The organism is Corynebacterium sp. c8Ua_99, from assembly GCF_039907185.1.
In the GTDB taxonomy this organism is placed as follows: Bacteria; Actinomycetota; Actinomycetes; order Mycobacteriales; family Mycobacteriaceae; genus Corynebacterium; species Corynebacterium jeikeium_D.
Genome location: NZ_JASBOG010000006.1, coordinates 104,282 through 117,431, shown reverse-complemented (window position 1 = coordinate 117,431; position 13,150 = coordinate 104,282). Strand labels below are relative to the sequence as shown.

Here is a 13,150-nt window from a genome sequence, read left to right as displayed (position 1 = left end):
AACACGAAAGTGTTTTCTGTGGCGGGGTTTTGTTTTTTTAGAAAGCCATGTTCCTTCGTATTTCTAGTCCTCTCAGTCCAGGTTTGATGGGTTTTTATCTCTGATAGCATTGGCCAGGATTTGTGCTTTGTGAGGGGAGAAGTTCGGTGACTACTGACGTGACCAGGATTGATGATCGAGATCTCGAGTCCGCGCTTCGCTCACATGACGTGGCTACGCTGTCGCGGCTCTTAACTGATATTGAGCCCAAGGCTGCCGCTCGAAAGATGCGCCGCCTCAGCCATGGGGAACGTGCGCTGTTCTACCGCACACTGCCGAAAGACACGGCGGTTGAAACCTTCGATGAGCTGAACTCGGCTCTGCAGGCGCACCTGATTGACAGTCTCCGTGATCCTGAAGTCACCGCAGTTTTCGCGGAGATGGAACCGGACGATCGAGCAGAGCTGCTCGACGAGCTTCCTGCGTCTGTCGCTGCAAAACTGCTTGCCGATCTGCCGGATGACGAGCGAGAGCTAACCAACATCGTCCTCGGTTACCCCGATGGTTCCATTGGGCGTCGGATGAGCCCGGAGCTGGTGTCGCTTCACGACGATATGACGGTGGGGGAGGCTCTGGAGACCGTCTACAAGCATCTGGATGATGCCGAATCCATCTACACGCTGCCGGTGTCGAACCGGAACCGTCGGCTGGTGGGCGTGGTTAGCCTTCGTGAACTGATGCGCGCCAGCAGTGATATCCATGTTGCGGCGATTTTGCGGAAGGCCGATTACGCAGAGGCGACCGAATCCGAAGAGAAGGTAGCCCGCATGTGCGCTGATCGTAAGCGCCTAGCTCTGCCGATTGTCGACAGCGAGCAGCGTGTTATCGGTCTGCTCACGGTCGACGACGCCCTCCGGATTCTGGAAGAGGCAGACTCCGAGGACCAAGCTCGTATTTCCGGTTCTGAGCCTCTGCGCTTGCCCTATCTCGCGACGCCCATTTTCGAGATTGTTCGCTCTCGTGTGGTGTGGCTGCTCGTGCTTGCTATCGGTGCAACATTGACCGTGCAAGTCCTGGAAACTTTCGAAGAGACTCTTTCTCAGATGGTGGTTCTCTCGGTATTTGTGCCGCTGCTGATCGGTACAGGTGGCAATACCGGTAACCAGGCAGCAACCACGATTACGCGTGCGTTGGCGCTGGGGGATGTCCAACCCCGCGATATATTCAAAGTCATTCTCCGCGAGGTGAGAGTCGGTGCCTTCCTCGGTTTATTGCTTGGTACTCTCGGCCTGCTATTGGCTGGCTTGGTTTACGGCTGGGACATCGGCCTAGTGATTGGTCTGACGCTGCTGGGTATTTGTACTCTCGCGGCAACTGTCGGCGGCATTATGCCGCTGATTGGTAAGAAGTTCGGTATTGACCCGGCGGTCTTCGCTAACCCGTTCATTACCACGCTTGTTGATGCCTCCGGCCTGATCATCTACTTCCTGATTGCTAAGTCGGTTTTGGGAATCTAGTCCCGTCGCGCAGGGGACGTCGGCGGTATAGAAAAGAGACCAACCGCGCCATAATGGTGGCCATGAACAATGGCAACCATAATCACCGCACTTGGAAAGAAATTATCGCCGCCGATCCGCAGCATTCCCGCCGCTACGCCAACCGCTGGCGGGGATTCGTGCGCGAGGGCCGCGATATTGACGGCGAGGCGCGGTTGGTGGATGCAATGGCGCCACGCCACGCTCGAATCCTGGATGCCGGCTGTGGGCAGGGGCGCGTCGGCGGTTACCTGGCGAAGGCTAGTCATCGAGTCGTCGGTGTCGACGTCGACCCCTATCTCATCGACGAGGCAAAGCGACAGTTCCCGGATGCGACGTGGTTGGTAGGGGACTTGGCGCAATTGCCGCATGTGCTTGACGACGGGCTGGAGAACACACCCCACGATGACACGGCATCCGCCTTCGACGTCATCATTTGCCCCGGCAATGTGCTCACTTTCGTAGCGCCAGAAGACCGCGCGAAGGTACTGCAGGGCTTCGCGAAGATGCTGAATCCGGAGAACGGTCGTGCCATTATCGGCTTCGGCGCTGGCCGTGGTTGGGACTTTGCCGATTTTGAAACCACTGCGCAGAAGGCTGGGCTCACCGTGATTCAGCGTTATTCCACGTGGGATCTTCGTCCCTTTGACGATGAGTCTCAATTCCTGGTCGCAGTGCTTGAGCGAGCTAAATAGAGCGGGCCAAGCAGCGCGGACTAGGAATCCTTAGCCAGGAGTTCTTCGACCTCGATTTTCGTCGGCGGCTGCGCTCCCTTGCGGGACACAGTGATGGCAGCCGCAGCGGCCGCATAGTGCAGAATCTCGCGCCACTGATCTGGTGATACGGAAGTCAGGTCAGCGACTGTTAGGCCACGCTCGTCGAACTGTGCCAACAGCGCGCCCATAATTGTGTCCCCAGCACCGATGGTGTCAACGACATTCGCGTTGACGGCTGGGACATCGATGCGGTTTCCGTCGGCAAGCAAAGTGAGCCCATCGCCACCTCGGGTGATGACAGCGGCCGGAACTTTAGTCAGCGCCTCTTCGCCAAGGAACTCGACTTCCTCATCCGAGAGCTTCAACAAATTGACGTAGGGGAGCAAGCCCATGAGGAATTCGCGGTGTGCATCCGTTGCGTACATGGGGCGAATGTTCGGGTCCAAAGCGACTAGGGTGTCGTTGGCTGCGAACTGCTTGAGCAATTCCGCGTATCGGCTGGCACCCGGTTCCAGCGCCAGCGACAGCGTGCCAAAACATTTGATATTCGCATCGATGAGCTTCGGCTCCACAAGTGGGGTGGCCGTGCCGTCGGTGTAAAAGGTGTATGTTGCAGAGCGATCGTCGTGGATGGTGGTTACCGCCAGAATGGTCGGCTCTGGGCCACGCTGAACGTAAGTGGTGTCGACCCCTTCGGTTTCCAAGTGCTTGACTAGCTCATTTCCGAATCCATCCGTAGACAGGCGGGACTGGAAAATAACATCCGCACCGAGGCGAGAGGCCGTGACCGCGACGTTGTAGGGGCCTCCGCCTAGCGCCGGCACGTGGTTATTGAGGCTGCCAGGAGATACCGGAACGAGGTCAACCAGACCTTCGCCGCAAACACAAATAGCCATGACTTCAATAATATCGGGGGGGGTATGACCTATCGGCCGAATTACCATCTGTCACCGCCACAGGGCCGACTGAATGACCCGAATGGCCTTTTCGTGGACGGCGAGACACTGCATGTGTTCTACCAGCATGATCCATGCTTTCCACATGCGCCGAAGAGAACTGGGTGGGGGCATGCGTCCGCGTCGCTCACGACAGCCGAGCGGTGGCGTCATCATCCAGATGCGCTGTATCCGGACATGCCCTATGACAAGCATGGTTGTTATTCGGGCGGCGCGGCTGTTGATGGTGATGATGTGTGGCTCTTTTATACCGGAAACTTGAAGGCAGACGGACGCCGTATACCATCGCAGAACCGCGTCCGTGCGCTTGCTCCCTCCGGCCCGGAGGGTGGGATTCATCTTGCCGATTCTGGTTATCTCATGGATTCTGGCAACGATTGAGAAGTTCTTCCATAAGCGTCTCAAGGGCACTGTCGACTTTATGCTGACACCACTGTTGACGTTGCTCATCACTGGTTTCATCACCTTTGCCGCCATTGGTCCAGTACTGCGCACTGCAGGTGAATGGCTGGGTATTGGTCTTGCAAATCTGTACGAATTCGCGGGACCTGTGGGCGGCTTCTTGTTCGGCTTGGTTTACTCGCCAATTGTCATTACTGGCCTGCACCAGTCCTTCCCACCAATCGAGTACATGCTGTGGGACCAGGGCGGCTCGTTCATTTTCGCGACGGCATCGATGGCCAATATTGCCCAAGGTGGTGCCGCGCTGGCAGTGTACTTCCTGGCCAAGAGTGAGAAGCTTAAAGGTCTGGCTGGCGCCTCCGGTATGTCGGCGCTATTCGGTATTACCGAGCCGGCCATCTTCGGTGTGAACCTACGTTTGCGCTGGCCGTTTTACATCGGCATGGGTGCCTCGGCCATTGCCTCAACCATGAAGGACGAGCCGAAGTCAGAAACTGCTGCGAAACCTGCTGTTACCGCAGAGAAGAAGTAAATCTGCCTCTCTTCGACGGTGAATCGCAGTTCCTGGTTGCAGCGCCTAAGGGGGGGGTAGGGCGCTGTGACCGTCGTAAAGCGGTTGCGATTCCGCGTCAGCCTGTCGATATTCTTTTATGCGAATAACTGCAATTAACGGCACGCAGGGAAAGGCTTCGGCGGTGACGCTATACGAAACGCTGGATACGGCTGGCGACAAGAAACAGGAACTGTTGACGCAGGACTACGGACGATTTGCCGTGCGAGCGGTCCTGGCGGGTATGTACCTGACGCTCGGAACGGCCTTCGCTGCGGTCGCTGGTCAAGTGGCAGAGGGCGTCGCGCCGGGGACTGGGGGACTGGTCTTTGCGTGCCTATTCGGGCTTGGGCTGTTCGCCATTGTGGTGCTCGGTGCAGAGCTTGCGACCGGCAGCATGATGTTTGTGTCCTGGTCCGCCGCACGCGGGCGCATGGCGTGGGGAGTTGCCTTTCGAATGGTGGCCGTCGCTACGTTCTACAACTTCATCGGTGCGGCGATTGTGGCGCTGGTGCTCAGCCAGAGCGCCAAGCTCGGTGGGATCGATGACACACATCTGATTTCCACCTTGACTGAGGGGAAGCTGGCCAAGCCGTTCTTCGGTGCCTTCGTAGAGGCGATGGGTGCGAACTTCGTGGTCAATATGGCTGTCTTAGGTGCGCTACAAGCCAAGGAAATCATTTCGAAGTTCGTTGTGATTCTGCCGATCATTGCAGTGTTCGTCGGGCTCGGACTCGAGCACGTGATTGCGAACTTCTCGTTGTTTTCCTTGGCCTTTTTCGCTGATCCGCATCCTGCAGGCTTCGATGGTCTGCACATTACTGTTAACTGGGTGGCCGTGTGGCTGGGCAACTTCGTAGGTGGTGGCCTGGGAATCGGCGCGGTCTACGCCTGGTTGAACCAGACGAAGACCAGCTATGTTGACTAGTTTTTGAGCTTCGCCGCGTGCTAACCGGGCACCTATCTGACGGTCTATCCGACAGCCTGCCCGAAGAGCAGACCGACGAAGTAGGACACAATCAAACCGAGCGCACCACCAATTATCAGGCGCAGAGCAGCCTTGCCGGAGTGCGTGGAGCTGAGCTTGGCGCTGATGTAGCCGGTTAGAGCCAGAGTCACGATGGTGACAACAGTGACTGCGATTGCGCCAGAAGTGGGGCCGGTGAAAACCAGTGCCGCAATCATCGGCAGGATGGCGCCGAGTAGGAACGACAGTGCCGAAGAACCGGCAGCAGCCCAGGGGTTGGTAAGTTCCTCACCGTCAATGCCCAATTCCAGCTTTAGGTGAGCCGCCAGCGGATCGCTTTGTGCGATGCCGTGGGCAGCATCTTCGGCGATATGTTCTGGGATGCCGTAGCTAGAGAGAATCCCCACGAGCTCTTTATGCTCTTCATCTGGAAAGTCTTTAAGCTCGGCCTTTTCTTTGGCAATCAGTGCCCGCTCAGTATCGCGCTGGGTTGAAACCGAGACGTATTCACCCAGGGCCATCGAGATAGCCCCAGCGATAACGGCCGCGGCGCCAGCAGTCAGAATGGCTTCGCGAGAGGAACCTGCTGCAATCACACTGAGCAAGATTAGAGCAGTGGAGACGATACCGTCGTTGGCTCCGAGGACTCCGGCGCGAAGCCAGTTGAGCTTCGCCGACTCAGATGCCTTATGTGGTTCATGAGGATGTGCATGCGTGGTCATGGCAGGACCTTTCTCCCATGTCAGCCCCATGCCTACGGGTGGTACGAGGCCTCACCATCGATTTAATGCCGATTCGGGCACATTCTCAACCAGTGAAGTGAAACGCGGGGAGTCCTCTCGCGCGCGTAGCTCTTATGGAAGTCGGTGTGAGCGTTTGTGGAGGTCGGCGCGCGTCAATGTCAACACCGCGGTCAGTGCAATCAATGCACAGGTCAACATCGAAATAGCCATCGAGAGGGGAAGATTGGAACCAAGCCCCACCAACGGGGAAACCGTGGCGGCCGCGAGGAACTGTGTGAAGCCCATGAGACCGGAACCTGAGCCAATTCCGATATCTCGAACCTCCTCAATTCCGAGTGCCGTGGCATTGGCGAAGATTAGCGGCATCATCGGTACCGTAATGAACAGCAACAGCCAAGTAGTGAAGAAGGTAATCCCGACGAGGGCATTAATAATCAGGCCTATCGACGTCACGAGCATGACCGTAAGGGCAACTAAAATGCCTTTGCGGGGATGAAGCCGGTTGATCATCTTGCCGTTGAGGATTGACACAAATGTCAACATCGCTGCATTGGATGCGAACACGAGAGAAAACTGAGTAGGGGTGAGCCCCAGCAGCTCCTGGAAGATAAAGGGTGACGCAGCGATATAGGAAAACATCACCGAGAAGCCACCAGCGAAAGCCAACAAGTAGCCGACAAATACTGGCCGCCGCAGCAGCCTGCCAGTATTGGGCAGGAGATTGCGCAGAGCGCCTGTGGAGCGTCGCTCAGGCGGCAGGGTTTCCGGAACCATCAGGATCACAATCGCGACCATCGCGACGTTGATGGCTGCGAGAAACCAGAACACGCTGCGCCAGCCGAATGCGGGGCCTAGAAAACCGCCCACAAGGGGAGCGATTGCCGGGGCGATGGAGGAAATGCCCATCAGCGTGGAGAAAGCTCTCGCTGATGCCTTGCCCGTCAAGAGGTCTGGTACTACAGAACGAGCCAGAACAACTGTGGAGCCACCAGCTAACCCCTGGAACAGGCGCATTGCAATAAGCGTGCCAATATTCGGTGCTACTGCACAGAGGATTGACGAGCCCAAGAACACCAAAGTCGCAATGAGAAGCAGCTTCTTGCGGCCCAAACTATCGGAGAGAGCGCCAATGACGAGCTGTCCAGCAGCCATGCCAATCATGAAGGTTGTCAGCGTGAGCTGAACCATCGACTCGGTCGTGGAGAACTCGCGTGCAATCTCCACGAAGGATGCCAGATATGTATCTGCGCCGAACGGGGCGGCGGCGGATAATAAGGCCAAGCCGGCAAGTAGCGATACCGGCAGCGTCTGTGCTGGCTGTGTCTGAGCGCTCCCGGAATGTTGATTTGTCACTGTCTCAGTATAGGGTTGCCGCACAAGGCATAAACCATGTTGGGGGCATGAAACTAAGGGATTTTGTTGTCCCGCACGAACGTGCCATAATACACAGGTTGCGCGAAGCGACTGCGTGCTGCTCTCAACGGTCTAGAACCGTAGTAAGCACGAGGTCAAAGCGATAGGAAAGCTACCTCTAGCAGGTGCTTCCGTCGTAAAGCGTAAACGCAAGACATAAAGACCGCGTGCGTTTAGGACGGAAATCTGACGCACAATGCAACCAGGTCAGGAGAAACGCAGTGATTCAGCAGGAATCCCGTCTGCGCGTTGCCGACAACACTGGTGCACGTGAAATTCTGTGCATCCGCGTTCTCGGTGGCTCGACCCGACGCTTCGCTGGCATTGGCGACACCATTGTCGCAACTGTCAAGGAAGCTACTCCGGGCGGCAACGTCAAGGCAGGCGAAATTGTTAAGGCAGTTATCGTCCGTGCGAAGAAGGAGACCCGTCGTCCGGATGGCTCCTACATCTCGTTCGACGAGAATGCAGCTGTCATCATCAAGGCCGACGGTGAGCCAAAGGGCACCCGTATTTTCGGCCCGGTCGCGCGTGAGCTGCGTGACAAGAAGTTCATGAAGATTGTCTCGCTCGCACCGGAGGTGATTTAAGTGAAGATCCGTAAGGGCGATACCGTGCTGGTTATCTCCGGTCCGGACAAGGGTGCTCAGGGCAAGGTCATCGAGGCCTACCCGAAGCGCGACAAGGTCATGGTCGAGGGCGTTAACCGTATCAAGAAGCACGTTGCAAACTCCGCTGCGGAGCGCGGCGCTTCCTCGGGTGGCATTGTCACTCAGGAAGCTCCGATTCACGTGTCGAACGTCATGCTGGTCGACGAAGATGGTACCCCGACTCGCGTCGGTTACCGCTTCGATGAGGACGGCAAGAAGGTTCGCATCTCCCGCCGTACCGGGAAGGACATCTAAGCATGAGCGAAAATTACACCCCTCGTCTGAAGGCCCGTTACCGCGATGAGATTCGCGGCAAGATGCAGGAAGAGTTCTCCTACGAGAACGTCATGCAGATTCCGGGCGTCACCAAGGTCGTCGTCAACATGGGCGTCGGCGCTGCTGCTCAGGACAAGAAGCAGATCAACGGTGCTATCAACGACCTGACTCTGATTACCGGTCAGAAGCCGGAGACCCGTCGTGCTCGCAAGTCGATCGCTAACTTCAAGCTCCGTGAAGGCGATGCCATCGGCGCTCGCGTCACCCTGCGTGGCGACCGTATGTGGGAGTTCCTGGATCGTCTGCTGACCGTGGCTCTGCCGCGAATCCGCGACTTCCGCGGTCTGTCTGATCAGCAGTTCGATGGTCACGGTAACTACACCTTCGGCCTGTCTGAGCAGACCATGTTCTACGAGATCGACGTTGACAAGATCGACCGCCCGCGCGGTATGGACATCACCGTCGTGACCACCGCTACCAACAACGAGGAAGGCCGCGCGCTGCTGCGCGAGCTGGGCTTCCCGTTCAAGAAGTAGTTTTGCCTCTTCGGTAGCTTTTGCCTGAAGCCCCGGATGCCGCTTGGCCTCCGGGGCTTTTTGCTGCTCTGTTAACTGCTTATGTTCGTGGGGGAGTGAGGTCGCTGTGCGGGGCCTGCGTAAAAGTTACCAGTGTTGCTGGTGGGAAAGTTGACCCTTTTTGGGGGTTGGAAATTAGTAAAGCCACAAGGTTTCTCAGTTGAAAGTTAGGCGTTTGTGATGATTTCGTTGTAAACTGCCATTCGTCATAGTGACGGCCGCCAAAATGCATTGTGGTCGTTATCAATTTGGGCAAGACTTAAGTGACTTCAGCTTCTGTGTGATTGAGCCAGTGGTTCTACACAGAGCGGTTCTTAAGTTAAAACGCAAAGGGATTAACTACATGAAGAACTTCTCCGTGGCCGTCCGCTCGGCTGCTATTGCAACTGTTGCGGCTCTGGGTCTGAGCTTGGGTGCAGGTGCTGCCAACGCACAGCCGGCACTGCCGGAAATGCCGAACATTCCGATTCCGGGTATCGGCGACACCGGCCCGAAGGGCGTCAAGCAGATCGTCACCTTCGGTGACTCCTTCACCGCTAATGCCGGTAAGGGTGGCCCGCGTGGCCTGGCGCCGGGGCAGAACGTACTGGTCGCCAACTGCGCTACCGACATGGAAAACTGGCCGAAGATCGCAGCTACGAAGCTGAACAAGTCCCTGGGTGACTGGTCCTGTAACGGTCTTGGCGGCTTCCCGGGTCAGCTCCTCGCATACCTGGAGGCTTCCATCCAGTACGGCGACATCGGAGAGGGCACCGAGAAGGTTGTCCTGATGTACGGCGGCATGGACTGGGTCCAGTGGGTTGACGTGGCAGGCGAGCTTGTCGCAAAGCCGGATCCGCAGGCTCCTTCCGCGTTCAAGCAGACGCTGCGTCAGTTCACTGACCGCGTCCACCAGGTTGCCCCGGGCGCTCAGGTCGTCCTGGCGTCGTACCCTGAGTACGCCACTGATGACCAGCTGTGCCTGGTGAACACCCCGAACCAGACCTTCCCGATCCCGGCACCGGGTGCCAGCGAGATCCAGGGTGCATTCCGTGACAGCATTCGCTCCGCATCTCACCACGTAGGTGCCGGCTTCATTGACGTCTACGAGGCAACCCTCGGCCACGGTACCTGCAACCCGAACCCGGATGAGCGCTTCGTCGCCGGTTTCGCAGACCCGGTGATGGGTCCGATGACCAACCACCCGACGGTGGCTGGTGAAAAGGCAATGGGTAACATCATCGCCGACCAGCTCTACTAATTTCCTCTAGCCGGCGCCATGTCGGCTAGGAATTGAGTTCCACCGCTAGTTGGTGGGGCTTCACGCCGCGAGCGGACTAACGTCCGTCTGCGGCGTTTTTGCATTTCGGCCTGTATTTGTTAGTATCACCAGGTCTGCCCTCTATAAGAGGTGCGGCAGTAAAAATGTAAGAACTTTGCTGTAGGCCCCTCGCCTCGCATCGTCTCTGGCGTCACCTGGGTGGCGAGCTGACTCGGCTATTGAACCGAGTTGGCGAACAGTAGCCCTTAAATCGCCGGAATCACGATATTGGAAATCGCTCCAACTTAAGCTTTTGCCGTGTGGCAGTTGCTGTTTGCGCGGTCATTGGAGTTAGCCACGAGGTGGGAAGGAACCGCAGCGAGAAAGGAAGCGGTCACTAACCATGACCATGACTGACCCAATCGCCGACATGCTGTCGCGCGTGCGCAACGCTAACAACGCGTACCACGACTCTGTCTCGATGCCGTCGTCCAAGCTGAAGGCTAACATCGCCGAGATTCTCAAGTCTGAGGGTTACATTGCGGACTACGCAGTCGAGGATGCCAAGGTCGGCAAGACCCTGACCCTGAACCTGAAGTACGGTCCGTCCCGCGAGCGTTCGATCGCTGGCGTGCGTCGCGTCTCCAAGCCGGGTCTGCGTGTTTACGCAAAGTCCACTAACCTGCCGAAGGTCCTCGGCGGCCTGGGCGTGGCTATCATCTCCACGTCTCAGGGCCTGCTGACTGACCGTCAGGCTTACGAGAAGAAGGTTGGCGGGGAAGTCCTCGCTTACGTCTGGTAAAGGGGGAACTACACAATGTCTCGTATTGGTAAGAACCCTGTCGTTGTCCCGGCAAACGTTACTGCCCAGGTCAACGGCCAGGACGTTTCCGTCAAGGGCCCGAAGGGCGAGCTGTCTGTCTCTATCCCGGCTCCAATTACCGTTGAGCTGAAGGACAATGAGATTGTGGTCAACCGCCCGGATGACCACCGTAAGAGCCGCTCCCTGCACGGCCTGTCCCGTTCGCTGATTAACAATATGGTTGTCGGTGTGACCGAGGGCTACACCATCAAGATGGAAATCTTCGGTGTCGGTTACCGTGTCGCCAAGAAGGGCAAGGACCTCGAGTTCTCCCTGGGCTACTCGCACCCAGTCCTGATCGAAGCACCGGAAGGTATCACCTTCGACGTCGACGGCACCACCAAGCTGTCGATCACAGGTATTGATAAGCAGCAGGTCGGACAGCTCGCAGCTAACATCCGTCGTCTGCGTAAGGATGATCCTTACAAGGGCAAGGGCATTCGTTACGATGGCGAGCAGATCCGTCGCAAGATCGGAAAGACGGGTAAGTAATGAGCAACACCAACGAAAAGCGCCTCCCGGTAGGCAAGGACATCTCGACTCGTCGTCGTGTCGCCCGCGCCCGCCGTCACGCACGCTTGCGCAAGAACGTCCGCGGCACCTCCGAGGCACCGCGCCTCGTCGTGCACCGCTCTTCCCGCCACATCACCGCTCAGGTTATCGACGACTCCATCGGTCGTACCCTGGCAGCTGCTTCCACTCTGGACGCAGATCTCCGTGGCTTCGAGGGCGACAAGAAGGCCAAGAGCGCCAAGGTCGGCGAGTTGATTGCTGCTCGCGCTAAGGATGCTGGCATCGAGAAGGTCGTTTTCGACCGCGGTGGCTACCAGTACCACGGCCGCGTTGCTGCTCTGGCCGAGGCTGCCCGTGAAGGTGGTCTGAAGTTCTAATGCGCACTTACAAGTCCAACGGAAGGAATGCGTGATGTCGGAACGCGATAAGCGCGAAGGCGGACGTAACTCCGCTGACAACAAGAACAACAACCGTCGTGGTGGCCGCGGTAACGACCGTCGCCAGCAGGACGAGCGTTCGCAGTACATCGAGCGCGTAGTAACTATCAACCGAGTTTCCAAGGTCGTCAAGGGTGGTCGTCGCTTCAGCTTCACCGCTCTGGTCATCGTCGGTGACGGCGAGGGCATGGTCGGCGTCGGCTACGGCAAGGCCAAGGAAGTACCGGCAGCTATCCAGAAGGGTGCTGAAGAGGCTCGTAAGAACTTCTTCCGCGTCCCGATGATTGCTGGCACCATTACCCACCCGGTTCAGGGTGAGACCGCTGCTGGCATCGTCCTGCTGCGCCCGGCTGCTCCGGGTACCGGTCTGATTGCCGGCGGCGCTGTCCGCCCGGTTCTCGAGTGCGCCGGTGTTCAGGATGTTCTGTCCAAGTCGCTGGGTACCAACAACTCCATCAACGTTGTTCACGCAACCGTTGATGCCCTCAAGCAGCTGGTTCGCCCTGAAGAGGTCGCCGCACGTCGTGGCAAGTCCCTCGAAGAGGTCACCCCAGCACGTATGCTGCGCGCACGCGCAGGTCAGGGAGCGTGATTTCCATGGCACTGAAGATTACCCAGGTCCGTGGTACCGCTGGTACCAAGCAGAACCAGAAGGATTCGCTGCGCACCCTCGGCCTGAAGCGCATCAACGATTCCGCCGTTCGCCCGGATACTCCGGCTGTGCGCGGTCTCGTGAACGTTGTGCGTCACCTGGTCGAGGTTGAAGAAGTAGCGGGGGAGTAGGTAAACCATGAGCGAACCAATTAAGCTCCACGACTTGGCCCCGGCTCCGGGTGCTAAGAAGAAGAAGACTCGCGTCGGCCGTGGTGAGGCTTCCAAGGGTAAGACCGCTGGTCGCGGCACCAAGGGCACCAAGGCCCGCAAGCAGGTTTCGGCAGCATTCGAGGGTGGCCAGATGCCACTTCACATGCGTCTGCCGAAGTTGAAGGGCTTCAAGAACCCGGCGAAGGTCACCTTCCAGGTGGTCAACGTTTCGGATCTGGAGCGTCTGTTCCCGAACGGTGGCGACGTCACCATCGCCGACCTGGTTGCAAAGGGCGCTGTCCGCGCTAACCAGCCGGTGAAGGTCCTCGGCGACGGCGACATCAACGTCTCCGTCAACGTCACCGCAACCAAGTTCTCGGGCTCCGCAAAGTCCAAGATCGAGGCTGCAGGCGGCTCTGTCACTGAGGCCTAAAGCATTTAAGCTTTAACAAAAGAGCTCTTAACCCAAGTGGTTAAGAGCTCTTTTTGTATTGAGGGGGAGGAAAGGGGAGGGGAGGGCAGCGCAAACCGC

General features: G+C 57.7%; 16 protein-coding genes and 2 pseudogenes. 15 read left to right on the top strand and 3 right to left on the bottom strand.

The window, feature by feature from the left end:
• Nucleotides 1-146 precede the first annotated feature (146 nt).
• Both mgtE and QKE19_RS05285 read left to right on the top strand, forming a co-directional pair.
• Nucleotides 147-1,496 carry a magnesium transporter gene (gene mgtE, locus QKE19_RS05290; RefSeq protein WP_069359389.1) on the top strand — a complete coding sequence of 450 codons (1,350 nt, stop codon included), beginning with the start codon at nt 147-149 and terminating at the stop codon, nt 1,494-1,496.
• A 53-nt stretch (nt 1,497-1,549) separates the two neighbouring features.
• Nucleotides 1,550-2,209, top strand: coding sequence for a class I SAM-dependent methyltransferase (locus QKE19_RS05285; protein ID WP_049193221.1), 660 nt, complete (start codon nt 1,550-1,552; stop codon nt 2,207-2,209).
• A 20-nt stretch (nt 2,210-2,229) separates the two neighbouring features.
• Here QKE19_RS05285 and QKE19_RS05280 read toward each other — a convergent pair whose 3' ends face one another.
• A complete protein-coding gene (locus tag QKE19_RS05280) occupies nt 2,230-3,126 on the bottom strand; it encodes a carbohydrate kinase (RefSeq protein WP_347890522.1) in 897 nt (298 codons plus the stop codon).
• A gap of 24 nt (nt 3,127-3,150) precedes the next feature.
• Here QKE19_RS05280 and QKE19_RS05275 point away from each other — a divergent pair.
• The 3 genes and pseudogenes from QKE19_RS05275 to QKE19_RS05265 all read left to right on the top strand — a co-directional run.
• Nucleotides 3,151-3,525 (top strand): annotated as a pseudogene (locus QKE19_RS05275) (glycoside hydrolase family 32 protein); the annotation flags it as partial.
• Nucleotides 3,524-4,048, top strand: a pseudogene (locus QKE19_RS05270) (PTS transporter subunit EIIC); the annotation flags it as partial. The pseudogenes QKE19_RS05275 and QKE19_RS05270, both read left to right, overlap by 2 nt.
• A 190-nt stretch (nt 4,049-4,238) precedes the next feature.
• The gene (locus QKE19_RS05265) at nt 4,239-5,066 is read left to right on the top strand and encodes a formate/nitrite transporter family protein (protein ID WP_347890520.1); all 828 of its coding nucleotides are present in this window, start codon (nt 4,239-4,241) and stop codon (nt 5,064-5,066) included.
• Between the two features lie 44 nt (nt 5,067-5,110).
• Here the strand turns inward: QKE19_RS05265 and QKE19_RS05260 are convergent, their stop codons facing one another.
• Together QKE19_RS05260 and QKE19_RS05255 are read right to left on the bottom strand one after the other, a co-directional pair.
• On the bottom strand, nt 5,111-5,827 hold the full coding sequence (locus QKE19_RS05260) for a VIT family protein (protein ID WP_049190620.1): 717 nt from the start codon (nt 5,825-5,827) through the stop codon (nt 5,111-5,113).
• A 132-nt stretch (nt 5,828-5,959) separates the two neighbouring features.
• A complete protein-coding gene (locus QKE19_RS05255) occupies nt 5,960-7,201 on the bottom strand; it encodes a multidrug effflux MFS transporter (protein ID WP_347890518.1) in 1,242 nt (413 codons plus the stop codon).
• 281 nt (nt 7,202-7,482) lie between these two features.
• Here QKE19_RS05255 and rplN point away from each other — a divergent pair, with 281 nt between their 5' ends.
• The 10 genes from rplN to rplO all read left to right on the top strand — a co-directional run bounded on the left by rplN (nt 7,483) and on the right by rplO (nt 13,051).
• Nucleotides 7,483-7,851 carry a 50S ribosomal protein L14 gene (gene rplN, locus QKE19_RS05250; RefSeq protein ID WP_016422069.1) on the top strand — a complete coding sequence of 123 codons (369 nt, stop codon included), beginning with the start codon at nt 7,483-7,485 and terminating at the stop codon, nt 7,849-7,851.
• Nucleotides 7,852-8,166, top strand: coding sequence for a 50S ribosomal protein L24 (rplX, locus tag QKE19_RS05245; RefSeq protein WP_101738904.1), 315 nt, complete (start codon nt 7,852-7,854; stop codon nt 8,164-8,166). It abuts the gene before it with no gap.
• 2 nt (nt 8,167-8,168) lie between these two features.
• The gene (rplE, locus tag QKE19_RS05240) at nt 8,169-8,723 is read left to right on the top strand and encodes a 50S ribosomal protein L5 (RefSeq protein ID WP_005509901.1); all 555 of its coding nucleotides are present in this window, start codon (nt 8,169-8,171) and stop codon (nt 8,721-8,723) included.
• 382 nt (nt 8,724-9,105) lie between these two features.
• Nucleotides 9,106-10,002 (top strand): GDSL-type esterase/lipase family protein, encoded by an 897-nt coding sequence (locus QKE19_RS05235; RefSeq protein ID WP_347890517.1) that lies wholly within the window; start codon nt 9,106-9,108, stop codon nt 10,000-10,002.
• A 403-nt stretch (nt 10,003-10,405) separates the two neighbouring features.
• Nucleotides 10,406-10,804 (top strand): 30S ribosomal protein S8, encoded by a 399-nt coding sequence (gene rpsH / locus QKE19_RS05230; protein ID WP_005509822.1) that lies wholly within the window; start codon nt 10,406-10,408, stop codon nt 10,802-10,804.
• Between the two features lie 15 nt (nt 10,805-10,819).
• The gene (rplF, locus tag QKE19_RS05225; RefSeq protein ID WP_005509895.1) at nt 10,820-11,356 is read left to right on the top strand and encodes a 50S ribosomal protein L6; all 537 of its coding nucleotides are present in this window, start codon (nt 10,820-10,822) and stop codon (nt 11,354-11,356) included.
• The gene (gene rplR, locus QKE19_RS05220; RefSeq protein ID WP_005510009.1) at nt 11,356-11,754 is read left to right on the top strand and encodes a 50S ribosomal protein L18; all 399 of its coding nucleotides are present in this window, start codon (nt 11,356-11,358) and stop codon (nt 11,752-11,754) included. The genes rplF and rplR overlap by 1 nt, the downstream gene beginning before the upstream one ends.
• A gap of 34 nt (nt 11,755-11,788) precedes the next feature.
• The gene (rpsE, locus tag QKE19_RS05215) at nt 11,789-12,406 is read left to right on the top strand and encodes a 30S ribosomal protein S5 (RefSeq protein ID WP_005510059.1); all 618 of its coding nucleotides are present in this window, start codon (nt 11,789-11,791) and stop codon (nt 12,404-12,406) included.
• Between the two features lie 5 nt (nt 12,407-12,411).
• Entirely contained in the window at nt 12,412-12,597 is a 186-nt protein-coding gene (gene rpmD / locus QKE19_RS05210) for a 50S ribosomal protein L30 (protein WP_005509843.1), read from the top strand.
• Between the two features lie 7 nt (nt 12,598-12,604).
• On the top strand, nt 12,605-13,051 hold the full coding sequence (gene rplO, locus QKE19_RS05205; protein WP_016422071.1) for a 50S ribosomal protein L15: 447 nt from the start codon (nt 12,605-12,607) through the stop codon (nt 13,049-13,051).
• Nucleotides 13,052-13,150 lie beyond the last annotated feature (99 nt).